Here is a 24,482-nt window from a genome sequence, read left to right on the forward strand (position 1 = left end):
CACTTGCCCCACATTTCTAATTAACACAAAGACCAACTAAAGTTCGAAGTCCATGACAAGTTCCTGCGGCACGCCAGGAACATCCACAGACTCAAGAGCATCGATTTCAATATTGTTCGTGATTAGAACCAGAACGCCAAGACCTGGAGTCCCATCAGGAAAGACGCAGCCCATCAACAGGCGTTGGAAACTGACCGGTATCACCTCGTCGCTGCCTTCTTTCGGAAGATAGGCATAAAGGTGATCAAGGCGAACCCCCCCTTCGCCGTAGATGCGTGCATACGCCCCAGAGATGAATTCATTGAAATCATCGCCAACATTGTCTTCCTGCATCAGTTTTCCGATGGCACTTTTTGACCAAGCCCATCCAAACCACTGTGCATAAGCTGAACTCTTGCCCACTTCGACAAATACCCAGCCGTTCGCGCCTTTTCTGTAGATCACGAGATAGGGCCTGACGTCGGCCATCGCAGGATCTTCGATTTGCGTTTGAGCCATTCCCCAGGCACCGAGAGCGGTCTTCATAATGGGCAGGCCATTGGAGGCCAATCGAAACATAGGCTGCTGCTGGGAGAAAAACTCTCGTCCATCAGGATCGAGATAGCTGCTCACTTCCAGCCATTGCGAACTTTGCTTGGTGACCTGAGACTGGCCCGACCAGGTTTCGATATGCCTTAATATCGTCTCAGCGTCTGCCACGGACGCCTTTCCAAAAGGTGTCATGGAATATTCGCGATTTTCGACTACAAAAAGTGGCTGCCCTTTGATCCTTTCGAGGTCATTGATGTGCCGGCGCACAGTCTGTCTCGTTGTTTTCAGTTCGTCACATGCCTTGGTTAAATTCAAAGTTTTGCTTAAAGTTATAAAGGCGCGCAACATAGCTACGGTTACGCCACCACTGTCTTTGGACTGATACAAACTCTATCTCCGCACGTTTAATAACAAAACAATGAGCAACCAATAATCCTTTGATTGGTCATTGTCTGACATGAATACTTTGAAAATACCATAAATAACACCTTACGTTTCAACAAGGTTCACTTATTGCGAGAAGTGCGCTTTTTTGGCAATTCTCATCCAGCCTGATTTGAAGTCGTTGCTCTTGGACAAGCGAATACTGTCTGATGATGCGGTTTTGCGCTTGTGATGATGGCAAATACCTTCGGTCGTTCACGATCACGATGGGTCGGCTTCCTCCGGTATGGCGGATCTTAGGCTCAATCAGGCCATTGTGCCTCATTTCGCGCCCTATCCAATCACGTATAAGTTGCATTGCCGAGCGGAGATTTAAGACGGGGATGAATGGTCAGACCGTCCCAATGCAATAGCTCAACAGAAATTCAACAGATGGGTCAAGATCGGCAAAAAGGTGCCATTTTTCGAACATAATATCGGTCTATTACCTACCCAAATTGAAGAAAGGAATCGAATTGAACTGCGATATAAAAAAACTGTTCGACCTCTCCGAGATGGCTGCCAGCCCACCACCGGGCGCTCAGAACGTTCGCCGTGGGGCGATTGTGAAAGGACCAGGTGGGAATTGGGTCCCATGCGCCATCAAGATTGCGCCAGGGACGTTTTATTCAGGACTCTTTCAGGTCGGGCCCGGACAGCGACAGGTTTGCATTCCGGATATGACCATGTCTTGCGCTGATGCTGCCCTGTTGCGGGCAATTACTTTGGCGTCCTTTGCTGCAGCTTAGATAATCGGCATCCTTTGGTATCAATCCTATTTTGGACGGTCCACCCAACCCGGTATCAGATAGACGGACCCTCATCCGCGTTAGATTGCAGGCATTAACTGTCTTCCGTCTGCCTTGCGTCCAGTTCAGCCAAATCCAACCCGCGCTCGACCGCAAAGGCCCGTGTTGCGCGCAGGTTGTCTGCGGCACCCATCAGGTGATTGGCAACGGAGCGCAGCAGGCTCGTCGCAACCGCGGCGTCGTTCTCAATGACAGCTAATAGTTCGTTGGCACCAATCCTCAGAAACACGCTGTCTTCGATGGCTATCAGGTTGAGGGGGCGTTTTTGATTTTGAATTACAGCCAGATCACCGATCAACCGCCCGGGTTTGATTTCTGTAATAAGAACGTTCTGATTTTCCGCTTCAGGCCAATACAACCCTGCCAAACCCTTGACACATAAGTACGCCGCGTCTGCGTCTTGCTGAGCTTCAAAGATAACTTGTCCGGCTTTGGTCTTGTACCATTGGCTGCTAAAGGCGAGCAATCGTTGTTGTTTTTGGTCGAGACCAGCAAACAGCTCGGTTTGGGCCACAATCCGCAACTTGCGGTTCAGGTCCTGGCGCGCGTCTTCATCGCCGGGGTCTTCGCCGCGTGCGCCACCGTCGATCCGGCCATCTTTGATCTCTACGACCAAGTCATAAGCTTCGGGATTTAGGAATTCTCTTTCAATGAATATTTTCGTCGTATCAGGCATCAGTTCGCTGATCCGATCACGCATCTGCGAACGTGCGTTTTCATCATGGCTGGCCAGCGCATTCCCCAGGATCAGAACATTCGGTTTCTTGATCCCGGCACGGCTAAAGGCGATCCGCTCGCGAAATACAGCTGGCAAATTCTCCCCACCTTGCGAGGTCACGAGATCAAAAATTGATTGAGCGGCCAGACTCCTGACCCCATTCTCGCTCAGTACTTCGACGGCGATGTCTTCAACCAGTTTTTCCCGAGCCCCGGCCATGCTTGAGACACGGCCAAAGATCGCATTGCCTAGAACGGACATCACCGGGATGTATTTCAGCGGGTCGATGGTTTCAAACATCCCGTCAAGTTCCGCCACGATCTGTCGTGCTTTGTTCTTTCTGATTTCCAGAACACGTTGTTTGAAAGACGCGCTGAATGCGGGGCCGATCTGTTCTGCCGAAAACGCAAATGGCACGGTCAGCATCAACGCGAAATCGTCAGGCGGCAAACCTGCGTCACCAACCTCGCGCCGCTTTGTCGTTATGGTACTCAGGCGATGGTACAATTCATCGTCCATATTGAGACGCCGAAACAGCGGATGATCGGTGCCGTCATTCCCAAAGGTCGCTGTCAGCCCTTCAATGACACCGACCGAGATCTGCGCCAGTTCTTCCACAATCCCATTTTCTGTCAACATTTCGACAAAGCCGGCTTCTTTCGAGAGCGTTTCCTGTGTCAGAAATCGAGTGGGCAACGCATATAAAAGATTGCTTGCCAGTGGAGAAACCGGATTGAATTTTTCGGGATCAAAAGCATGCACAACATCGTCGAGCCCAGCCTTGCTGAGGCGGCGGGCAATCTCTGGCCGCATCTTCACAATTGCATCGACAAGTTCCGGCTGCGCGTCTGGTTCAAGACGGGATCGCAGCGCGCGTCGCACCATAAAATCATCGATGCCCATGGCCTCAACAAGTTGAAACCACCATTCGCGGATCTCGTCCGACGTCTCAAATCCGGCAAGTTTGGGATCAACCCAATCGACGTCGAACGGATCGATACTGTTGCCTGACCGCGCGGATTCTTCTTGGCGGCGAACCGCGGCATAGGCTGTTTCAAGGGCAGCAGCAGGTGCGCTTTTGAACGGCATCAACAGGTTTTCGCCAAGCGTCCCCTGAAATATCTGGGGTTTTGAATGGGCGTACCCGATGCTGTTGGCGACCACGGCCTGATGTAGTTCATTCAGTTCATGTCCGGCGATCCGCACTTTTCCACGGTGGGGGATAACCTCTCGAGTCAAGACATCTGCAAAGGCCAAAGCCGTGGTTTCACTATTCGTCTTTATGGCAACGCGTGCTCCTTCTGGAATCACGAGATTGATATCTTCCAAAACCGGGTGCCCCTCATCATCAAGCACCGTCACATCATGTAATTCAATGTCGCCTCTCAGGTCGGGTAATGTGTCGGGTGCACCCTCAAACAAGGCGTCATCGACCAAAGTCTTGGGGGCGAATTTTTCAGTAACAACTTCCCAGCGAAGCGCCATATCCTGTGTCTGGTTGTAATAGGCAAGAAGCTCTTTCCAGGGCGACGACAAATCCTTGTACGCCGCCAATGCAGCAACAAGCGCGCCCACGGTAATCTGCCCGGTGATCGCAAGATATCCACCGACCGAATAGAAAAAGAACGGGGTCAATTGGTTGATGAAGTTGTTCAGGAACTTCATGAAGAACTTCTTTTGGTAGATCTCCAGCCGAATGCCAAACAGGCTTCCCAACCGGTCCGAAAACAACGACATCCTATGGCGAAGTCCGCCATTGGTCCGAATATCGCTCACTCCAACAGCGGTCTCACCAATGTCTGCGGCCAGTCTGCGCACTTCCTGAATCCTGGCCTTGTTGAGTTGATTGATCTGGCGCTGCAGCTTTGGGATGATCCACGCTTGCAGAGGGATTAACGCGACGGATGCCAAACCGAACCAAAAACTCTGTGCAAACAGAAACACCAGAATGGTCATCATTTGCCCGGCCTGAAACACCGGCTGCGACAGCATATCACCCATGAGACCGCCCATGGGCTCAGCTTCGGATGTCACCATCGATACCAATTCACCCTGGCTCGTTTTGCGAAAAAACGGGCGCGGAAACCGCAGGAGGCGCGTCAGAAGTTGAAATCGAAACCGTCGAAGCAGGCGTTCTGCCAACACACCTTTCATGGTGTTCAGCTTCATCTTAAGGAGTCCGTTCGCCAGCACAGCCAGCAAGAAGCCAATGCACAGCACCATCAAGAATTGGATCTGGCTCAGCGTAATGCCCAGCACCATTACATCGTTGCCGGACCCGCCGATTGCGTCGTTGATGATCCGCTTGGGCAATTCCAATGATACATAGAGCAAGGGGAACGTCAGCAGGGTAACGCCCAGCAACACAATTTGGTCGCGCTTTGAATATTTCCAGATGAACTGAAATAGGCTCTTATCCATGCTTGTTTTGTCCTCGAATTGCGGAGGCAACGAACACTCCCGACCCCGATGTTAGGAGTCTGACAGGGCATCAGCAAGGCAGCTGCACTGTCGAGGCATCTAGTTAAAGTGTGGGCTACCAGCAGAAACCGCAGCAAATGGAGTAATGGCCGAGGTCGCAATACGGCCAAACGAATTGGGCTCGAATGCCTTAAAATGTATCGTTTTCAGGCAGGGGCCATGGCTTTTCGATGAACATCGGCCCTTCCACTACGCCGGCGTTCGGGGCTGCTGGCATGCAATTTCGAGGTGTGGATTGAGCGTTTCCCTGCAACCAAAGACTAATTTCTAGAGTACAGGCACCCACTTGCGGATCGGCTCGGGTCAACTTTCACGGAACGCCTTGGTGAAATAATCGGTCAACGGTTTGGTAAGATAGCTCAGCGGCGTCCGCTCTTCGGTTTGCACAAATACCTGAACCGGCATACCGGGCACGATGTCCTTGTTTCCCAGCGTCTTCAGATCATCCTGCTCGGGGGCCACGATCGCCTCATAATAGTCCTTTCCAGTTGCGTCGTCGGTGAACACATCGGCCGATACTGTTGTCACGTGGCCACGGACCTCAGGGGTCGAGCGTTGGTTGAATGCCGAGAACCGCAGTGAGACGTCCTGCCCAACACGAACCTGATCAATGCTTGAGGCATCAATGCGGGCTGAAACGATTAGTTTTTGTTCCATCGGGATCACGTACATGATCGGTTCTGCGGGCTGAATGACGGATTTCAGGGCAAAGACCGTCGATCCGTAGACTATGCCGCTGACGGGCGAACGAATGTCCATCCGTGACAGCGTTTCGAGTTTTGAAAAGCGCCGCTCGGCCAGCTCAACCTCCTGTGGTGCAAGTTCTCGCAGATTTTCGACAGCTTCTTCGCGGCGCTGGTTTTGCAATTTCAGCTTTTCGATCATCAGCTTCGCGATCTCGCCGTTAAGTTGGGCGACCTGCGCCCGAAGCTGCCCAACCTGACCGGTCAGTCCGGCGGTTTCGCTCTTCAACCGCGAAACACGAGAAGATTCGACCAGCTTCTTGTTCAGCAGATTTTGCGCATTCCCCAGCTCTTCCGAGAGTAGATTGTTTTGTTCTGACAAGGCCTCTAATTGCGCTTCGGTTCCGGTGATCTGGTTGCGGATCTGCGCGATCTGCTCGGCGATTAGCTGCTTTTCGGTCACAAGCGCCGCGCTGCGCTCTTTAAACAGGCGCTGTTGGCCTTCGATTTGAGAGGCGGAGTCGGGCGTTTTTGCAGCCAGTTGCTGCAGGTCGTCTGGAAGGGTGATCGTGTCTGTACCGTCCCGCTCGGCCACCAGCCGGGCCTTGTGGGCCATGGCTTCAAGCAGTTGGTTTTCGATGACTGTCAGTTCGGAGCGGATCAGTTTGTCGTCAAGCCGGATCAGAACATCGCCCGCCTCGATCCGGTCCCCGTCGCGGGTAAGGATTTCACCGACGACGCCGCCAGTCGGATGCTGGATCACCTGCCGGTGGGTTTCGACCTCGATCACACCTGAGGACACGACCGCCCCGGCAATTCTGGATTGAATTCCCCAAACCCACACCATGCCGATCAGCAAAGCCAGCGTTACATATCCAATGGCCAGAGGCAGTCTGGCGCGCCATGCGCTTTTGATTTCTGCTGGTCTCATTTTGCCACCGCCATAGGTAGAAATTTCTGTGTTGTGTCTGTTTTTCGCAGCAATTTCTTTAGGATGTCGTCCCGAGGGCCAGCGGCAATAATGCGTCCTTCATCCAGAACGATCAGCCGGTCGCAAGTCGACAGAGCCTGAGGGCGATGCGTCATTATGACGACGGCGCGGTTGTCGTCCCTGAATTCCCGCATCGCCTGATTGAGAGCGAGAGAACCCTCAGCATCAAGCGAAGAGTTTGGTTCATCCAGAATGAGCAGAACAGGATCGTTGTAGAGCGCGCGCGCCAGAGCGATCCGCTGGCGTTGCCCGCCAGAAATGCGGCCCTCAATATAGGAAATCCGCGTCTGATATCCATCTGGAAGCGCCAGTATGAAATCATGGGCATTGGCCTTCTTGGCGGCGGCAATGACCTTGTCGCTGTCGGGTTCGACTTCCATCCGTGCGATATTTTCGGCGACTGTTCCGTCGAACAACGTCACGTTCTGCGGCAGGTATCCGATATAACTGGCCAGATCGCGCTGCCGGAACTGCCGCGTCGCTGCGCCACCGATCCGCAGTTCTCCGGCGGTGGGACGTTGCAGCCCCACGATCATTTCAGCAAGCGTTGACTTGCCAGCCCCGCTTTTGCCGACGATGCCAAGGATCTGACCCGGCCCAAGATCAAAGCTGACCTGCTTTAGGGTCGCTGCCCTCGACAATGGCGGGTGGACCGTGATGCCGCGGGCTGACAGGCTTGCTATGGGACGACCAAGTACCAGCTTGTCCGGCTCTACCGGGTGATCGTTCAATAGTTCGGCAAGCAGCCGCCAACTGGCGATGGCGCGCTGGATTATTTGCCAGTGTCCCAGGATCTGCTCGATCGGGGCAAGCGCGCGGCCCATGAGGATCGAACTGGCAACGATGGCCCCTGCGGACAGTTCTCCGCGCAGGGTCAAAAGTGCGCCTGCCGCGAGGATCGCCGATTGCAGGAACAACCGGAAAGATTTCGTCGAAGCCGTAAATAGGCCGGACCAGTCGCTTGATTTCGCCGCCGTCGTCAATGCGCGGCCCCGAAGCTCTTGCCAGCGCCGCCGGATCGAAACGTCCATGCCCTGTGCAAGGATGAGCCGCGCGTGAGTTGAGGCTGTATCGGCAAGCCCGTGCGCGGCAAGCGAGGTTGATTGCGCCTCTTCCGCGCGGGTCCGCGTCAGTCGGTTGTTGAGCATAGTAAAGGTGGCCAGAACCAATGCGCCGGCGACAGCAATCCATCCAAGTGTCGGGTGAAAAACGAAGATGGCGAATATGAACAAGGGTGCCCACGGTAGGTCAAAAATTGACAGCATCGCGGGTGAGGACAGCAATTTCTGCACCGTTTCAAGATGCCTCAGCCCATGCGACTTTTGACCGGCCTGCCCGCCCGCGCCCGAGGATTTGAGCACCGCGCCGAAGACCCGTTCATCCAGCAGCGCCTGAAACCGTGATGCAAACCGGACAAGCACGCGCCCGCGGGCATAGTCCAGCAAGCCAAGGAAAAGGTAGAGCATCCCGACCAGCAGAAACAGCGCCAAGAGCGTTTCTTCTGATCGCGACGCAAGCACCCGATCATAAATCTGCAGCATGAACAGAGGTCCGGTCAGCAAAAGTAGATTGGTGAAAACACTGAAAATAAAGATTGGGATCAACAGGCTGATGCCTGAATGCCATGCTAATTTCAGCTCGCGCAGCCCTTGATGTTTCTTGGTCATGTGCTTCCTTTCGCGGTGTGATTTCCTGCACTCCGCTGAACTGCCATAGGAAAATTTGCCCGCTCCCCGGCGCGGTGATGCGCCGGGGAGCGGGCCGGATCAGGTGGCATCCAGTTCGGTCAGAGCCAAAGAGGGGCACCAATCCATAGCCCTAGGCCATTTCATCGTGCGTGATGTCAGGCTGCGTTTGTGAGCAGCCGTCGAACATGTCGTTGATCTGCTGCAGGAACGTATCCATGTCGAACGCACAGACCCCGGCGTCGCTGTCACTGGAGTCGTCCGCGCTAACATTGGTGCTCACCATTTCCGCATCATCAGGGCCTTCTGCCTTGACCCAATCGTCGGCGTCGATGCTGATGAGGAACTCACTGCCATCAAGGTTCGTAAAGATATCGCCGAAATCAAAGCCGCACCCGTCGGCGGCCAGCATGTCGTCATCGTCCGTGACGTCATCTGTATCGCCGTCCGACGGTGTGTCATCGGTATCGACAACATCTGTTACCTCGTTGTCCGCAGGCGTATCGCCATCCTCTTCTGCAACGGTGTCGTCTTCGACAGGCATTTCGGTGTCGTCTTCTGCAACGGTGTCACCCTCCTTGGGCGCGTCATCTTCGCCAACGACATCTTCCTGATCTGGCTTGTCTGGGTCTTCCTCGGTATTATTGGCGTCGACCACGTCTTCGACCGGTGTGACGACGGTTTCGCCTTCGGTGGGTTGATCAGTGTCTGGGGTTTCGGCGACTTCGTCGTTGCTTGGCAAATCATCAACGGGTGCCGGCGTGACCGGATCAGGTGTCGGCGTATTGACAGCATCACTGGTGGCAAAGTTTTGGGTCACAATGACTGAGTCAAAAGTTGATCCATTGTCGGTGAAATCGCCACGTTCGATTCCAATCCCGATTTCTTTGAAGTGAGGGTTCAGGATGTTCGCCCGGTGGCCGGGGCTGTTCATCAACCCGTTATGAAGGTCCACGACATCATCGGACAGTCCCGGCTCCCCGCGTTCGCTTTGAAAGGCAATGTTTTCACCGGAACTCCAGTTCCCTTCGAATTTGTATCCGGCGTCGGCCATCCGGTCCTGCGCGCTCGATCCTCCCTTGCCAGTATGTGAGAAATTGTCGGCATCGATCATCCATCTGCTGTGATCCTCGCTTGAATCATTGAGCTTGTCCGCGAAAGTCAGGGGTGCCAATCCAGCGGTTGTCCTTTCGGAGTTGATAAGCTGAAGCATCTGCATTTCGAGATTGTTTGCGACTGACATAGTGTCATTCCTTTATTTAGAGACCGCCATTTGGCTGCCCGGTAGGTTTCAATTTGTCTGCCCCAACGCCACCTGCGAACCGGCATAGCTTTCCCGGTTCCGGTCCGACGTCGAACCAGAGCATTCATGGTAGACCCCCCAGCAGGATCAGTTCTTTTATTGCGCTACCACAGTAGGTTAGCAGCACAATCCGCAGCTGGACCAAGTACTGCCCAGCTGACATTGGCCACGTTACCGATGCTCGGATTGGGGTCAACGGCGTGCCTGGAACCTGTCATTCACAAGCTTAAACTGGCCGGATTTGATCAGCCGTAAGCGGCAAATTGCGGAGAAAAACCTGTCCGGCTGCAAACCGCTTGGGCGCTTTGCCCGATAAGGCAAAATCTCGCCCGTACATTCTGGCTTTCCCATTTCAGATCCCGCAGATCGACACCAATGGCTTTGGGACTGCTGAGCTGGATTCGGTTCACTATTGGAAAGATTCATCCGCGGAATTGCGGCTGCGGATGTTGTCACCCGTCCAGCGATGGCGAACACGTCCTTGCAGGGACACCTGAATCTCCACATTGCTTGCACTCTGAGAGCAACTGGGCTTTCGCAAGGGACCGAAATGGTTGCGTTGGTACGGTTGATGAACGAGATTGAAAGATCATCGTGAAGGGAGATTGCGATATGATGATCTACGGTTTGAGCACCTGTGCAATTTGCCAAAAGGCCCTCAAGGCGCTTGAGGCTGAGGGTAGGGACGTCAGATTCCGTGATGTCCGGTCCGACCCTCTGAGTGAGGCAGAACTGGCTGACCTCATAACAGAATTCGGGGATCTGTTGGTGGATCGAAAATCAAACGACTACCGTGCGCTTAATAACTGGCTGAAAAACTCAGAGGCAGAGGCACAGATATCGGCCCAACCCAAGGTGATGGCCCGCCCTGTGATACGTGACCAAGACAGGTTCTATTTAGGGTGGGATGAGACGGTTCAAAAAGCTTTGCTTTCGGGCTGATATCCTGAATCACGTGGTCATGGTGAACGCTCAGAAAACCACCACGACGTCGCCGCTTTTACGGCCTGTTAGCAGGAAGCCACGGCATCTTGACGCTGATCAATGGCGCTGCGGGGAACGGATCTAGACTTCCTGTCAGCCCTTCAAGATGCACGAGGCCCACAAGATACAGTATGACAAGCCTTCCAGTTCAGTCGACCAGAATGCTTTTGTGGCAGCGAAACTGCGCGGAGTTGCGGAAATGCTGGATCTGCAGGCCGCCGCACCGATTCGCACGCGTGCCTATCATGAGGCCGCAACCTATGTTGCATCCGATCCGAGAGGTTTATGCGCAAAGGGGGCGGCGCGTGGTGCGCGGGCAAAAACCGGTCTGTGTGCGGTTGTATGGATTGTGAAAACAAGGTGCAATCATGCGCAACCCCTTTTTCCAATGGCCAATCAGAAGTCTTGCTTTGCTGCTGTTGGTGCTGGCACAGCCCCACTTCGCCACGGCAGGCAGTTTTCAGGCGCAGCTAGACCGTGCTGGAATTGCATACCGCGTGCCCCAGAGCGGCAAGGCGAAATTGGTGAACATCGCCGCATTCGAACTGATCGCGTTTCAGGATGGCGCGCTGGTCTTGCGCAGCCGGGTCATTGTGGGCGCTCCTTGGCACCCGCACCTCGCCTCAGCACCCATGTTTCAACCGTGCGGTTCGTCCTACCTGGCGGCCAACCCCGTCAATGATTGCCAGTGGTGAATACCGCGATTATGTCAGACCGCCGGGGCGGAAAAATCCGTTGGGGCTTGCCGCGGTGCGGCTGGGGCAGGGATTGCTGGTGTCCTTTGTGCAGGATATGGAGATCGACCGCGTTCATGAGTTGGCAAATGGCAGGCAAACTTTTGACGCGCCCACGCCGCCGATCCCGGTTAAGCTGGGCTATTACACCCGCTTTCCTGATGCGGCAGGCCAGATTGTGCGCCACGCGGATATCTATGGCCTGCAGGCCGGGTCAGCCGCGCCTGCACCAGGGACCCAAAAGCTGGCGTTGGCCTGTACGGAGCCGGGTCTTGCTGATTGAAAGACGTCAGATTTCGGCCACGCCAATCATGTAGTTTTCGCCGTAGGTCTTGGCGCATTTCGGACAGGTGGTGTAGAAAAAGAAAACCCGTCTGACGGTTTTGCCCATCGCGGTTGCGGCTACTTCCATATCATGTTCGAAATTCTTGGCACGCCGATAAGGCCCCTCAAAGACCCGGGTGAAAAAGTTGCCTGAAAGCGAGGTCATCTCTTCGCCTTCAACGTCGCGCTCTACTGCAAAAAAATGCTCCGCCTTCCAGGGGGACAGATCACGGCTGAGGACAATTTCGGTTTCCGGATCGGCGGCCCCGGCTTCTTCAATGTGCTGTTGCACGCGGGTAAAGACCTGGCCCATATTCCAGGGAATATGCATCGCACTGCGTGTGGTGGCGCGGACGAACTTCTTGTTTTCGAAGTGTAATGTCTGGTTGTCCCAGCCATGTGGCTTGAAGCGGGGACAACAGCCGGTGGTGTCTTCACTGACATCGTTGCGCGGAAAGGCGTTGGTTTGCATGTGATTTCTCCTCGTTCAAAAGGGGTGGGACGTTGTGTGTGCCTTGGCATCGGCGGGGTGGATCATTGTTGCTGGCCCTAGCTTTGGGCCAGTGGTTCCATGTCCAGCCGAAAGTCCTCGGCGATGGTGTAAAGCGTCTTGTTGGGCACCTCGTACCAGTCTTCGTTCAGGGTCACCGGTTCTGAGGCGATTTCGACAGATTGATAGGCGGTGCTTGGGTTGTGATGCACATGCGGTTTGCCGCAGATCGGGCAGTCAAAGAGATGGTCGCGCACCAAATAATACAACGAGCGATTGAAGCGCGATCCGATCACGTGTTCACCGTCCGTCAGCACAATGTTGAGGCCCACGCGCGCCTCGGGATCAATCCGTTCGGACCATTTGATGATCTGTTCCAGCCCCTGTCGCACCACAGTTTTTAGACCCCGCTCGGGGTGGCGCAGAAACAGGCTCAGCAGATAGCGGAATACATATTCGCTGTCGGTGGTGCCCGCAATTTCGCTGCGGTGGAGCGGGTCCATGTGTTCAAGGATCAGCGGGCGGACAAGGTCAAAGTTGGGCACGGTACCGTTGTGGGCAAAAATCCATTTTCCGTGATGAAAGGGGTGGGTATTTTCCATGCTGGTGCCTCCAACTGTGGCGCGGCGCACATGGGCAACCACGGTGCGGGCGTAGATGCGCGCCGCCTTGCGTGCGAAATGCTCGCCATGGAAGGCCGCCCAAGTCTGTTTTTCAAGCAGCGGCAAGCCGTTGTTGTAGTCCGCGACGCCCCAGCCATGGCCATGGGCATAGCCCTGCATGTCACCCTTACTTTGCTGCATCAGGGCATTCTGTGCCTTGACCAATCCGCATTCCACGCGCGTGGGTTCATTGGCATGCATGGCATAGAGACGGCACATCCTGTTGCTCCTGTATTTGGGTAGAAACAGAATAGCGGCTCAGTACCAGTCGGCATGATCTGGATCAGTTCTGAGCAGTGATGCCGGGTTATTTTCGCGAAACAGTGGTTTTGGGAAAGGGTGTGCATGTCTGACACGCTAGAGAAGGGCGATATTGCGGATCTGCTTCTGGCGGACGAGCCTGCATTGTTGTCGTCACTGGATTTTGGTCCAATGGTGGCGCAGGGCAGTGGTACCGGCCCGTCATTGCTGATCGGGGACACCTCCGAGATCAGCCTGATGCGGTCCGCGCGCAATTCATTTCTGGATCATCGTATGGCGCATCTCGCAAAACCGGGCGACGTCGTTCTGGTGCGCAAGCGGGACCCCCAGTTTGAAACCTACCTCAAGGATTTCCGCGGTCTGGATGGCATCACTTTTTTGGAGGCGGACACGGCCAGTGCCGATCCGGTGGCGAAACAGGCTTTTGCGTCAGAACCGCTTTTGCAAAAGTTAGTGGATGTGGCAAAACAACATGGTGGTCTGACCATAACGTCCTATCTGACAACCGGGACGATCTGGCATCTTGCACAGTGCATTGCAGCGCGGGCCGGATGCGTTGTTCATGTCAACGGGCCCGCGCCGCGTATCAGCGCACGGGTCAATGACAAACTGTGGTTTGCGCAATTGGTTAAGGCCGTCATTGGTACCTGCGCGGTGCCGCCTACGATGTCCGCCTTTGGCCCAAAAGCCGCCGCCGCGCAGATTCTGCACCTTAGCAAACACGGAGAGCAGGTGATCGTTAAGGTTCCTGACAGTGCAGGGTCGGCTGGCAACATCCGGCTGGACCAAGACACGCTGGCCACCCTCACGGCTGCGCAGGTTGAGGGATTGCTGATGGACCGGCTGCACAGCACCGGCTGGGCTGACATCTACCCGATCCTGGTGGGTGTCTGGGATTCTCATGTGACGTGCAGCCCCTCGGTGCAACTGTGGATCCCGCTGAATGGAAAGGGCGCGCCCGAAGCGCAGGGGGTGTTTGAGCAGAGAGTCTTTGGCGCTGCGGCGGCTTTTGTCGGGGCGACGCTCTCAACTCTTCCCAAAGAGGTGCAGGATATTTTGGTAACACAGGCGCTGCAGATCTCGCATGTTCTGCAACGCCTTGGCTATTACGGCAGGTGCAGTTTTGATGCCGTCCTGTGCGCTGATGACCCGGTCTCGATCCACTGGATTGAATGCAACGGCCGGTGGAGCGGGGTTTCGATGCCGCTGGCGATCTTGAATTCGTTGGATACTGAACATGTCTCAGAAGGCATGATGATCATTCAGGAAAAACTCCCCGGGGGTCCCATTGAAACTGCGCAGGCGATAAGAGCCTTGCGCGGGTTGCTTTACCGGGGGAAACTGTTTCAGGGGGGATCGATCCTTTTGTCGCCCCCCGGCAATGCCGACGCTTCATCGGCAAACGTGCTGAGTTTTGCAGGCACGCAGTGCGAGGCCGCCCTGCTTGGCCGAAAGGTGCTTGATGCGCTGAAGGGGATAGCTCAGACGCATCCGGTTGAACGGGGTTTATGAGGATCAATCCTGACAGGAGTGTTGCGCAAGGTAAGTCGCCAGCGCGTCAAAGCTGCCCATCTGGTCATAGTCGGCTTCGGGCATGTCCACGCAATAACGCTCAGACAGCGCTGTGACGAGCTTCAGAAAATCCATGGAATCGATATCAAATTCCTCGCGCAGATCGCCGGTTTGATCGATCTGCCGCACATCAATGTCCGGGGCGATGCGGCGCAATGCCTCGGCAACTGCGATTTGATAAGGTGTCATTCGTTCAGCTTTTCGAGATGTTGCAGGTGCTTGTCGATGGCCCGCAGGAACAGAGCCCCGCGATGCCCGTCGCTGACCCTGTGATCGGCAGAAAGCGTACAGGTACAGCCAAGACGCGCAGCGACTTTTCCGTTGTGAATCATTGGGCAGAGGCGCGGCGTGCCAACGCCGACAATGGCGACTTGCGGCGGGTAGATCACGCCAAACAACTGATCGACCCCGCGCTCACCCATGTTGGTCAGTGTGATTGTCGCCTCGGACAGTTCGCGCGCCCGGAAACGCCCCTCACGCACCCGCGTGACCAGATCGCGCAGGTCTGACATCAGCCCGTCAAGCGGGCGTGATTGTGTGTCAAACAAAGCAGGGGCCGCCAGACCGCCACTGCGGATATGAATCGCAATGCCAAGGTGGACCGCGTCTTTGGGGGTGAAAATGCCATCGGCGTAGTGGCCGTTGAATTCGGGGAATTTGGCAAGTGCCTTGGCTGTGGCCTTGGCAAAAAGCGCGTTCATCAACAGCCTGTCGGCAGGCGGGCGGTCGGCGTTTTCACGGCGCAGGAACTGGTCAGCGGCGGTCAGGTCGATCTGGTGGGACAAGTAATAATGCGGGATTTCGCGTTTGGCCCGCGACATTGCGGCGGCGATGGCGCTGCGCATGTCTGGCGTAGCAGCGGTGGCACCAAGGCCAGCAGTGGCGGTGTCCGTACTAGAAAATCTTTCCACATCTGCGCGGGTGATGATGCCGTCTGCCCCGGCGGAGACCTTTGAGATATCAATGCCCTTCTGACTTGCGAGCCTCCGGGCTGCTGGCGAGGCGGGCAGGCCGTGTTGCGGGGCCTCGGTCGCAGGTCTGGGCTGTGTTTGCGGCACCACTTGCGGTGCAGGATCAGCCGGGGTTTCTTCCGGGATGGGCATCTTGGGTGAGGCTGGTTGAGTCGGCACTGGGGCCTCCGGAACCGCCAGCGCTGCCTCACCGGGCGCGCGGATCAGGGCCAGCGGTGCGCCGACCGGCACCTGATTGCCGATCTCGACCAGCCAGTCTTGTAGTAGCCCGTCCTCGAACACCTCAATTTCAATCACGCCTTTCTGAGTTTCCACAGCTGCGATGACATCGCCGTGACGGACCGGCTCACCCACCGCGATCAGCTGTTCAACCAGCGTTCCGGCCTCCATGTCCGCACCCAGCGAAGGCATGACAAAGATGCTCACGGCTTGGCCTGCATCAGTGCTTTTGCGGCTGCGATGATTTTGTCACTTTGCGGAAGTGCGGCCTGTTCCAAATGCCGCGCGTAGGGGATCGGGACTTCTTCGCTACAGACCCGCGCAAGCGGCGCGTCGAGGTCAAAAAACGCCTCCTCCGCCAGTCGCATCCCGATTTCGGCGGCAAGGCTGCCGGATTTCCAGCCTTCATCGACGATCAAGGCGCGGCGAGACTTGCGCACGGACTTCAGGATCGTGCCCATATCCAGCGGGCGCAGGCTACGCAGGTCGATCACATCAGCAGATATTCCATCATAGCCAAGGGCCTGCGCTGCACTCAATGCTTTGGCCAGCGATCCGCCATAGGTGATGATGCTGAGGTCATTGCCCACATGGCGCAAAGTGGCATGGCTGATGTCAACCGGGCCAGCGTTTTCCGCCAGCGCCCCTTCGGTATTGTACAGCATCACGTTTTCAAAGATCAGCACCGGATCGGGGTCCTGCAGGGCCGTCCAGAGCATGCCGCGCGCATCCGCGACGGTTGCTGGTGCCAGCACGCGCAAGCCCGGAATATGGGCATACCACCCCTCAAGGCTGTGCGAATGCTGTGCGGCGAGCTGTTTGCCGGCACCAGTTGCCATGCGGATCACCAGCGGCACGCCAAACTGATTGTTGGACATATGTCGCATAGTTGCAGCGGTGTTCAGGATCTGATCCAGCGCCAGAAGGGAGAAGTTGACCGTCATCAGCTCGACAATCGGGCGCATGCCAGCCATGGCCGCCCCGATGCCAGCGCCGGTGAAACCTGATTCTGAGAGCGGCGTGTCGCGGATGCGGTCGGGCCCGAATTGATCAAGCAACCCCTTGCTGACCGCATAACATCCGCCATATCGACCGACGTCCTCACCCATCAGGAAAACGCGGTCATCACGGGTCATCGCATCAATGATGCCAGCACGCGCCGCGTCACGGTAGGTGCTGGTCATCAGCTTGCCCGGTTCGATGGGGTCGGGCGGAGGAGGTCGGTCTGTCGCGGTGACATAGCGGGTCAGCGTTTCGACGGGTTCATCGTTTGCGGCTTCGGCAAAAGCGACAGCCTCGCCGATCTCCGCGTCGACTTCGGTGATGATCTGCGCAACCTCTTCGGGGTGCATAAGCCGTGCCTCTTCCAGCCAGTTCTGAAACCGTACGATCGGGCCACGCTTGCGCCATTCTGCCACTTCCTCCTTGGAACGGTAAAGTTGCGCGTCAAACATGGAGTGGGGCCTGAACCGGTAGGTCTGGCATTCCAGAAAATAGGGTTTCCCGGTGTCTGTGATGGATTTGAGCGCGCGCCGGGCGGCGGCTTCTACGGCGACAATATCCATGCCGTCCACCTGTTCGGCTACCATGTTGTAGCTGCGGGCCTTGGCGGAGACTCCAGGTTGGGATTCAGTGATGCCGATGGCAGAACCCATGGCGTAGCCGTTGTTTTCGCAGACAAACAGCACCGGCAAGTTCCAGAGCGCGGCCAGATTCATGCTCTCGTGAAACTCGCCTTCAGCCACGGCCCCTTCGCCAAAGAAACAGACGGTTACGCTCTCGCTTTGGGACATCTGATCAGCCAGCCCCAACCCCACGGCCATGGGTAGCCCGCCACCCACAATCGCATTGCCGCCATAAAAGTTGTGTTCCTTGCTGAACAGATGCATCGACCCACCGCGCCCACCGGCACACCCTTCGGCCTTGCCATACATTTCCGCCAGCACCGCCCCCATCGGCACACCCCGCGCCAGCGCGTGGCCGTGTTCACGATAGGTGGCGACAATCCGGTCTTTCGGATCCAGCAGCGGGATGATCCCTGCAGCGATGGCTTCTTCGCCGTCGTAGAGGTGCAGAAAACCTCGGATTTTCTCCTGCGTGTAAAGCTCTGCGCATTTGTCCTCGAAGCGGCGAATGCGGATCATACCTCTGAGCAGCGCGCGGACGTGAGTGTGATCAAGGCTGGGTTTGAGGGTTGTTACGGTCATGATTCATCGCTCTCCAGGGTTGAGATGTCGCCCTCAGGCAGACCCAGTTCGCGCGCCTTGAGCAGGCGGCGCATGATCTTGCCACTGCGGGTCTTGGGCAGGTTTTCGCGAAATACGATTTCCTTGGGGGCCACCGCAGGGCCAAGGCGCTTGCGAGCATGGCCGAGCAATTCAAGGCGCAACTCTTCGCCCGGTTCAATACCGGGTTTGAGCGCGACATAGGCTTTGACAATTTCACCCACAGTGTCATCCGGGATACCGATCACGCCAACCTCGGCGACGCTGCCATGTTCCATCAGCGCGCTTTCAACCTCGAAGGGGCCAATGAGATGCCCTGCGCTTTTGATCAGGTCGTTGCTGCGCCCGACAAACCAGAAATACCCGTCCGCGTCGCGCATGGCGAGGTCACCGGACAGATACCAGCCGTCGCGAAAGCATTTATCGTACCGTGCTTGCTCATGCAGATAGCCGCGCATCATCGAGGGCCAGCCGGGACGCAGCGCGAGTTCCCCCATGGCAAGCGGCTCGCTGACTTCGCGTACGCCTTCATCGCTGACCTCGACAATACCCGCGTCAATCCCCGGTAGGGGTTTACCCATCGATCCCGGTTTGATGTCCATGGAGGCAAAGTTGGCGATCATGATGCCGCCGGTTTCAGTTTGCCACCAATTGTCATGGAAGGGCAGGCCAAAGGCTTCCTGCCCCCAGACCACAGCCTCGGGGTTGAGCGGTTCACCGACGCTGGCCATGAAACGCAGGGCGGGGAAGTTGTGCGCGCGGGCGAGATATGTGCCCGCTTTCATCAGCATTCGGATCGCCGTAGGGGCGGTGTACCAGATATTCACAGCCTCGCGGTCGAGCGTGTCATACCAGCGATGTACGTCAAATTCGGCCTCGTCCACGATCATTGTGACACGGTTCGTGAGGGGGGCAATGATGCCGTAGGATGTGCCGGTGACCCAACCGGGATCGGCGGTACACCAGTATGTATCCTCCGGTTGCAAATCGAGCGCGTAGCGCCCGGTAATATGATGGGCGACAACGGCGTCATGAACATGCACAACCCCTTTGGGCTTGCCTGTGGTGCCAGAGGTGAAATGCAGCAAGGCAGGTTCTTCGGGGTCCATCGCGGTCATCTCGAAACTGTCGGAGGCCGCATCCATAAGCGGGGCCAGATGCAGTGCGTCCTCAACCGCGTCATCGGTCAGAAACACGCATCGCAGGTCCGGCAGGTGGTTCCGCAGCGGTGCAACCTTGCGTTCATAGAGACGTCTGGTGGTGATCAGGGCGTCGGCACCGCCGATCTCCATCCGGGCGCGGATCGGTTCCGGCCCGAAGGCTGAAAAAAGGGGACAGAACACCGCACCAGCCTTCAGCGTGCCAAGGGAGGCGATGTAAAGTTCAGGCACCCGGCCCAGCAGCGAATAGACCTTGTCGCCCCGCGAAAACCCCTGCGCCTGCAGGACATTGGCAAAACGGTTGGTCAGTTCCTGCAATTCGCCGTAGCTGTAATCTGCGCGGAACCCTGACTTGGCGATCCAACGCAGCGCGGTCTGGTCGCCGTTTCCGGCGCTGACATGTCGGTCAACCGCCTCGTGGCAGATATTGAGCTTGCCATCGGGCAATCCGCTGATCTCTTTTCGGGCATCTTCCCAAGTAAAACCCGCGCGGGTTGCTTGGTAGTCATGCAGGTTGGCGACGCTGTGGGCCCTGTCGTCTTTCGTGATCCGATCATTTGTCATGCGCACCCCATTTCAACTGACTCCGATTGGGGAAAGCATAAGAGCTTTGTGTTCGCGGCGGCTGATCAAGATCAATCCTTAGTGGGGAATCCGCTGATATGTCCTGTCAAAGGACAATCACATGAGGAGAAAACCATGGAAGATGTCGAACGCCTTTTGAAAGGAACAGTCGAAGAGCTGGACAAATTGCTGAATGCCAAGAATGTTCTGGGCGACCCGATTGAGCGCGAAGGATCAACCGTTATTCCAATTGTCAGCTATGGCTTTGGATTTGGGGCTGGGGGCAACTCGGGTGGTAAATCCGGGGCGGGCAGCGGCACTGGGGCTGGCGGCGGGATCAAGCCGCTGGGAGCGATCATCTTTGATGATCACGGGCCGCGGGTGGAGGCTGTCAAAGGGGCCGTCACCAATGTGGCCGAGATTGTGGGACAGGCGGTCACGCTTGCCATGGATCGCGCGGGTAAACCTGAGGAAGCCAAGGCAAAGGATGCCTGAGTGTCATGTCTTTTGTGTTGACCGGTCTTGGGGGCAGCGCGATGAGGTATGTGCTGGACAAGATGCTTGTGACGGCTGCCGGGCCGGTTGGCGTTATATCGGGTATCAATGTGGGGTGTCACGGTGGCAGAGCGGGCTTTGCCCTTCATGGGACAAAACAGCCGGTTTTCATCCTGATCAGGACCGGTCCAGAGCGGCACCTGCAATCCTACAAGGCCGATGGGGCACAGGCGTTGTCACAGGAAATCAGGGCGCTCTGCCCTGGTCTGTTGGAACGGTTTCTGGAGGACAGCACAGGCTTTTAGATCATGCGGCCACCCTAGGGTGACCGCATAGGTTGGAGGGTCGAGAAGCTTAGCTCTTGGTCTCTTTTTTGTCTGCCTCCTCTCGGACAATCTCTACCTTCACCTTGGCAAAGAAGGCCGCGATGACACCGATCAGAGCCAAAATGGGTGCGGCAAGTGCAATTGCGCCGCCCGCCACTGCCCCAACGGTCAATGGAATATCAACCGCGATGTCGCCGTCAGGCTCCTTGATGCGAATGCGGCGCACGGAGGCCTCTGCCGCGAGGCCTTCAACCTTGTCCTTGAGTTTGTCGCCGGAAACTTCGATTTCCTCCACCCAGGATCGGCCTTCCTTTTGTGTCTTTGGAGAGTCGCTTGTCATGATCTGTACCTCAGGTTGATTCGGATGGACGGATCATAGGTTCAGTGCTGCCGGTGGGCATGATCTGAATCAAAACGGGGGATAACACCAAAATCCGCGCGCTTAGATTTGATCTTCGTCAGTTGTGCGCGGTCTGAACCGCCTTTGGCCCATCCACGCATTTGAGAGGCAGAAATAATCATGCCTGGTGAGGACGTGATTGAGGCGCTGCGCCACGAGTGACTTCTCACCGCAGGGCAAAGAATATCAGCGCCACGATCAGGATCAGCGTCACCCACCTGACCGTAGTGCTGATCCGCTCTTCCTGTGTCTGCGCCTTGAGCCATTTAATCATACTGGAACCGCTCCATCAGAATGCGTGACGCGGGCACATCACGCGTCATCAATGCCGTTTCAACACTGCTGAGCATGACCGGCGGACCGCAAAGCACAAAGACCCCGGTTTCAAAGAGACGCTCGCCCAGAACCCGGTCCAGCAGTGCTGCATCAATATAGCCTGTTTCGCCCGGCCAACCGTCCTGCGGTTCATACAAGACATGTACAACCTCTGCCCGCCCGCTGCCGTGCAACGCGTCCAATTCATCACGAAACACAATCTGATCCGCCATGCGGTTGCCATAAATTAGCACCGCGTTGCGCGCATCCTGATCCAGAGCCATCTTGCGCAGGATGCTCAACATCGGCGCAATCCCGACGCCTCCGGCAATCAGCACCACATCTGGTTCGGTACGCCCGTCGATGGTCAATGACCCATAGGCGCTGTCGATATAGGCGCGGTCTCCGACGCTGACCTTATGAAGTGCGCCGGTAAAATCCCCCAGCTCTTTGATCACAAAGCCTATTTCGGGATCATCCGTGGGGGCGGAGCTGATCGAAAATGGGTTTTCATTCAGCGAAAACGGCGAATGGCCGACGTTCAGCCAGACAAATTGCCCCGCTTGGAAGGATGCGCCTGCGTGGCCCTCCGGCGTGATCCGCAGATCCCATTGCCGGGGGGTCAGCCGCTCTATGCGCGACACGCGCCAGCCATGGCGCGCCTGATAGATCGGTTTCAGGACATAGACATAGATCAGCGCCAATACCGCCAGCCCGGTCAGGATGCGCCATGTCCAGATCAACGGCGGCTCCGCACTGTAGCGTCCGGCGGCTTCCGCATGGAGCAGCAGCAGTCCAACAATTAGCAGCGCGCCAAACCCGTGCAGTATGCGCCAGCGTTCATATTTATACCCCAAAGCATCACGGTGGATCGATGCAAGTACAAAGGCGGGCAGCAATACAAAGGCAACGATGCCTGGCAACAGCGCCCAGAAATTCGTTGTCACGGTCAGTTCACGGCTCGTGTCCCATGGCCGCTCAGGGCCAGGCAGAAAATCATAGAGAAACGGGTGCAGCAGGGCAAAGGCCAGCGCTACTCGGCCAATCAGTTGGTGAAACCGGATAGTGATGTCCAAACCCAGCGTATTTGACAGGGTCCGGAATCGCCCCGAGAGAACAAATTCCACCAGAATGATCGCAAAGGCCAGCAGGCCCAGTCCCGAGGCGAGCTCGTTCCGGATCGATCGTGCGGGGAATGCCATCAACCAACTCAGCGCAAGCGGCAGGCACACTAAGCCAAGATAGGACAGACACCAGAGGGCAGGGCGCAGCATATCAGCGACCCGACAAGAGTGGCCGTCGGACAGGGATGTCGTGCCCTTGTGTTGCTGTCATACTGTGGTCTCCTGTCCGGCTTGCGATAAAGATCAGCATCCCACATTTCGTTGCCGCGGTTTTGATATCGATCACTTCGGCTGGTAAAGATGAGAGTACCCCTTTGTCAGCTTCGTGTTGAGAGCATAGTATATCCGCTGACACCCAATTGCCGCGCATAGATGAACGTTCCTGCCGCGAACGACATCTGGATTTTTGCCGATACCAAAACGCCTCCGCGCGAGGCGCGAATGGCACTTTATGCGCGGTCTATCTGACGGCGCTGCGCTGTCTGTATCGAAACGTAACGGGCTGTCGGCACCGATGTGCAGGCGCAGCTGATCAGAGGAAAGCCATTCAAGCGAGGGGCCTGCGAGGCTTTTCAGGAACGCGTGGACTGGTCATGCCCTGCATGGCCCCTGCGCTTGTGATCAGAGGTCGGGGCGTTGCCCAAAGATGGCTCCTTTTGTCAGCTGCCCGCAAGAGACGCACCAATCAAAAGGGCCAGACACAGCACAGCACCCAAAATGGGAAACACGATGGAGACCTTGAACGCACCGGGCGGTGTCGGGACTTTTTTGAGTTTGAACCAGACCAGAGCAAGATTAATCGTTAAAAATATTGCCAGGATCACTTCGGAGGAGGTCTCTGCCAATGTATCCAGATGGGTAAAGATCGCCAGCACCAGCACAATCGCCGTCACAATCACCGTTGCTCTCAGAGGGGTCTGCGTGAGTGGGGAAACCACCCCGATCCACGCGGGCAGCCGCCCTTCCTGCGCCATCCCATAGGCCACGCGGGCGGCCATGATCAGAATGATCACAACGCCGTTCATCGTTGCGATAATAGCAACCAGCGTGATTGCCAGCGGCGGCAGCCCCGTCAGCCGCTCAAACAGCAGGCTGACCGGCGCTGATGTTGCGCCAAATTCCTCAACCGTGATGTTTTGCGCCGCCACGAAAGACACCAGAATATAGAGGAACGTGACCGTCAACAGCGTGATGCCAATGGCCCAGGGCATGATCTTGGCGGGATTTTTGGCTTCTTCCACAAGGTTGACCACATCGTCAAAGCCGATGAAGGCAAAAAATGCGATCATGCTGGCAGCAAGAACGCCCGACATCGCGTGCAAGTCCGTTGGTGCCGGCAGTAGAGCATGGGGCAGGGCGCGGAGGCTACCGGGGTCATTGGCCAGCCCGAAATAAATGATGACCAGAAGGCCCAGAACCTCGACCAGCGTCATGGCCCCTGCAATGGTAACGGATTCCCGAATGCCCCAGGCCGCAATCATGGCCATTAGCAGCACGATGCAGATCACCAACAGTTCCCTTGGCAGGGCGATCAGCTCTGCGACATAACCCGCAGAGCCCACCGCAATGGCCGCCGCTGCGATCATCGCTTCGGCCAGAACGGCAAGCCCCACGACAACAGTCAACCAGCCAATGCCAAAGGCATGTTCGACATAGACAGCTTCACCCGCCGCGCGTGGCACCCGGCCCGAGAGCTCCGCAAAAGAGGCAGCTGTGAAGCCCATGACAATTGCGGAAATCAGAAAGGCGGCGGGCGCATAAGACCCGGCGCGCACAATCGTCTCGCCGACCAGAACATAGATGCCCGCCCCGATGGTAACACCCAACCCATAGAGGACGAGGCCCGTAAGCCCGATCGACCGTTTGAGATGCACGGTCTGTTCAGATGCGTTGTCCATTTCCCCCCTAAGCGGTGTATTTGTCCGCGTTATTCTTCAGACTAGTGCTGCCTCGTCTGGCCAACCTTGATTTGTGTCAACGCGTCTGATTTGGACGGGGTACCGAATTATCATGGTCCTGATGTCTATCTCTG

At 56.4% G+C, this 24,482-nt stretch carries 20 protein-coding genes; 6 read left to right on the forward strand and 14 right to left on the reverse strand.

Annotated features, from left to right (window positions below; genetic code table 11):
* Positions 1-36 precede the first annotated feature (36 nt).
* The 5 genes from ACEWL3_RS09580 to ACEWL3_RS09600 form a co-directional block, all read right to left on the reverse strand.
* The gene (locus ACEWL3_RS09580) at positions 37-918 is read right to left on the reverse strand and encodes a LysR family transcriptional regulator (RefSeq protein ID WP_386182383.1); all 882 of its coding nucleotides are present in this window, start codon (positions 916-918) and stop codon (positions 37-39) included.
* An 879-nt stretch (positions 919-1,797) separates the two neighbouring features.
* Positions 1,798-4,902, reverse strand: a complete 3,105-nt coding sequence (locus ACEWL3_RS09585; protein WP_386182381.1) for an ABC transporter transmembrane domain-containing protein — start codon at positions 4,900-4,902, stop codon at positions 1,798-1,800.
* Positions 4,903-5,265: 363 nt separating this feature from the next.
* Complete coding sequence (locus ACEWL3_RS09590) at positions 5,266-6,576, reverse strand: HlyD family type I secretion periplasmic adaptor subunit (RefSeq protein WP_386182379.1); 1,311 nt, start codon at positions 6,574-6,576, stop codon at positions 5,266-5,268.
* On the reverse strand, positions 6,573-8,303 hold the full coding sequence (locus ACEWL3_RS09595; protein ID WP_386182377.1) for a type I secretion system permease/ATPase: 1,731 nt from the start codon (positions 8,301-8,303) through the stop codon (positions 6,573-6,575). The genes ACEWL3_RS09590 and ACEWL3_RS09595 overlap by 4 nt, the downstream gene beginning before the upstream one ends.
* A 151-nt stretch (positions 8,304-8,454) precedes the next feature.
* Positions 8,455-9,564, reverse strand: a complete 1,110-nt coding sequence (locus tag ACEWL3_RS09600) for a CAP domain-containing protein (RefSeq protein WP_386182375.1) — start codon at positions 9,562-9,564, stop codon at positions 8,455-8,457.
* Between the two features lie 672 nt (positions 9,565-10,236).
* Here ACEWL3_RS09600 and ACEWL3_RS09605 point away from each other — a divergent pair.
* The 3 genes from ACEWL3_RS09605 (at position 10,237) to ACEWL3_RS09615 (ending at position 11,625) form a co-directional block, all read left to right on the forward strand.
* On the forward strand, positions 10,237-10,566 hold the full coding sequence (locus tag ACEWL3_RS09605; protein WP_386182373.1) for an arsenate reductase family protein: 330 nt from the start codon (positions 10,237-10,239) through the stop codon (positions 10,564-10,566).
* 410 nt (positions 10,567-10,976) lie between these two features.
* Positions 10,977-11,303 carry a hypothetical protein gene (locus ACEWL3_RS09610; RefSeq protein ID WP_386182371.1) on the forward strand — a complete coding sequence of 109 codons (327 nt, stop codon included), beginning with the start codon at positions 10,977-10,979 and terminating at the stop codon, positions 11,301-11,303.
* A complete protein-coding gene (locus ACEWL3_RS09615; protein WP_386182369.1) occupies positions 11,287-11,625 on the forward strand; it encodes a hypothetical protein in 339 nt (112 codons plus the stop codon). The genes ACEWL3_RS09610 and ACEWL3_RS09615 overlap by 17 nt, the downstream gene beginning before the upstream one ends.
* A gap of 6 nt (positions 11,626-11,631) precedes the next feature.
* Here ACEWL3_RS09615 and ACEWL3_RS09620 read toward each other — a convergent pair whose 3' ends face one another.
* Together ACEWL3_RS09620 and ACEWL3_RS09625 are read right to left on the reverse strand one after the other, a co-directional pair.
* The gene (locus ACEWL3_RS09620) at positions 11,632-12,138 is read right to left on the reverse strand and encodes a hydrolase (protein ID WP_386182367.1); all 507 of its coding nucleotides are present in this window, start codon (positions 12,136-12,138) and stop codon (positions 11,632-11,634) included.
* A gap of 77 nt (positions 12,139-12,215) precedes the next feature.
* Entirely contained in the window at positions 12,216-13,037 is an 822-nt protein-coding gene (locus ACEWL3_RS09625; protein ID WP_386182365.1) for a class II glutamine amidotransferase, read from the reverse strand.
* Positions 13,038-13,163: 126 nt separating this feature from the next.
* Between ACEWL3_RS09625 and ACEWL3_RS09630 the strand changes: the two genes are divergently transcribed.
* On the forward strand, positions 13,164-14,591 hold the full coding sequence (locus ACEWL3_RS09630; RefSeq protein ID WP_386182363.1) for a preATP grasp domain-containing protein: 1,428 nt from the start codon (positions 13,164-13,166) through the stop codon (positions 14,589-14,591).
* A 3-nt stretch (positions 14,592-14,594) separates the two neighbouring features.
* Here ACEWL3_RS09630 and ACEWL3_RS09635 read toward each other — a convergent pair whose 3' ends face one another.
* The 4 genes from ACEWL3_RS09635 to acsA are packed head-to-tail and all read right to left on the reverse strand — an operon-like array spanning position 14,595 to position 19,790.
* Complete coding sequence (locus ACEWL3_RS09635) at positions 14,595-14,840, reverse strand: acyl carrier protein (RefSeq protein ID WP_386182361.1); 246 nt, start codon at positions 14,838-14,840, stop codon at positions 14,595-14,597.
* Positions 14,837-16,048: a dihydrolipoamide acetyltransferase family protein gene (locus ACEWL3_RS09640; protein WP_386182359.1), complete on the reverse strand. Its 1,212-nt coding sequence runs from the start codon at positions 16,046-16,048 to the stop codon at positions 14,837-14,839. The genes ACEWL3_RS09635 and ACEWL3_RS09640 overlap by 4 nt, the downstream gene beginning before the upstream one ends.
* Positions 16,045-18,048: a pyruvate dehydrogenase (acetyl-transferring) E1 component subunit alpha gene (gene pdhA, locus ACEWL3_RS09645; protein ID WP_386182357.1), complete on the reverse strand. Its 2,004-nt coding sequence runs from the start codon at positions 18,046-18,048 to the stop codon at positions 16,045-16,047. The genes ACEWL3_RS09640 and pdhA overlap by 4 nt, the downstream gene beginning before the upstream one ends.
* The gene (acsA, locus tag ACEWL3_RS09650; RefSeq protein WP_386182355.1) at positions 18,045-19,790 is read right to left on the reverse strand and encodes an acetate--CoA ligase; all 1,746 of its coding nucleotides are present in this window, start codon (positions 19,788-19,790) and stop codon (positions 18,045-18,047) included. Before acsA ends, pdhA begins: the two co-directional genes overlap by 4 nt.
* Before the next feature lie 135 nt (positions 19,791-19,925).
* Between acsA and ACEWL3_RS09655 the strand changes: the two genes are divergently transcribed.
* Together ACEWL3_RS09655 and ACEWL3_RS09660 are read left to right on the forward strand one after the other, a co-directional pair.
* Entirely contained in the window at positions 19,926-20,285 is a 360-nt protein-coding gene (locus tag ACEWL3_RS09655; RefSeq protein ID WP_386182353.1) for a GerW family sporulation protein, read from the forward strand.
* 5 nt (positions 20,286-20,290) lie between these two features.
* On the forward strand, positions 20,291-20,590 hold the full coding sequence (locus ACEWL3_RS09660; protein ID WP_386182351.1) for a hypothetical protein: 300 nt from the start codon (positions 20,291-20,293) through the stop codon (positions 20,588-20,590).
* A 49-nt stretch (positions 20,591-20,639) separates the two neighbouring features.
* On the opposite strand, the gene ACEWL3_RS09665 is transcribed toward ACEWL3_RS09660, so the two are convergent.
* The 3 genes from ACEWL3_RS09665 to ACEWL3_RS09675 all read right to left on the reverse strand — a co-directional run bounded on the left by ACEWL3_RS09665 (position 20,640) and on the right by ACEWL3_RS09675 (position 24,348).
* Positions 20,640-20,951: a DUF4342 domain-containing protein gene (locus ACEWL3_RS09665; protein WP_386182349.1), complete on the reverse strand. Its 312-nt coding sequence runs from the start codon at positions 20,949-20,951 to the stop codon at positions 20,640-20,642.
* A gap of 326 nt (positions 20,952-21,277) precedes the next feature.
* Positions 21,278-22,600 (reverse strand): ferredoxin reductase family protein, encoded by a 1,323-nt coding sequence (locus ACEWL3_RS09670; RefSeq protein ID WP_386182347.1) that lies wholly within the window; start codon positions 22,598-22,600, stop codon positions 21,278-21,280.
* Between the two features lie 509 nt (positions 22,601-23,109).
* On the reverse strand, positions 23,110-24,348 hold the full coding sequence (locus tag ACEWL3_RS09675; RefSeq protein ID WP_386182345.1) for an APC family permease: 1,239 nt from the start codon (positions 24,346-24,348) through the stop codon (positions 23,110-23,112).
* Between the last annotated feature and the right edge of the window lie 134 nt (positions 24,349-24,482).

The sequence above is a fragment of the Sulfitobacter sediminivivens genome (assembly GCF_042611115.2).
In the GTDB taxonomy this organism is placed as follows: Bacteria; Pseudomonadota; Alphaproteobacteria; order Rhodobacterales; family Rhodobacteraceae; genus Sulfitobacter; species Sulfitobacter sediminivivens.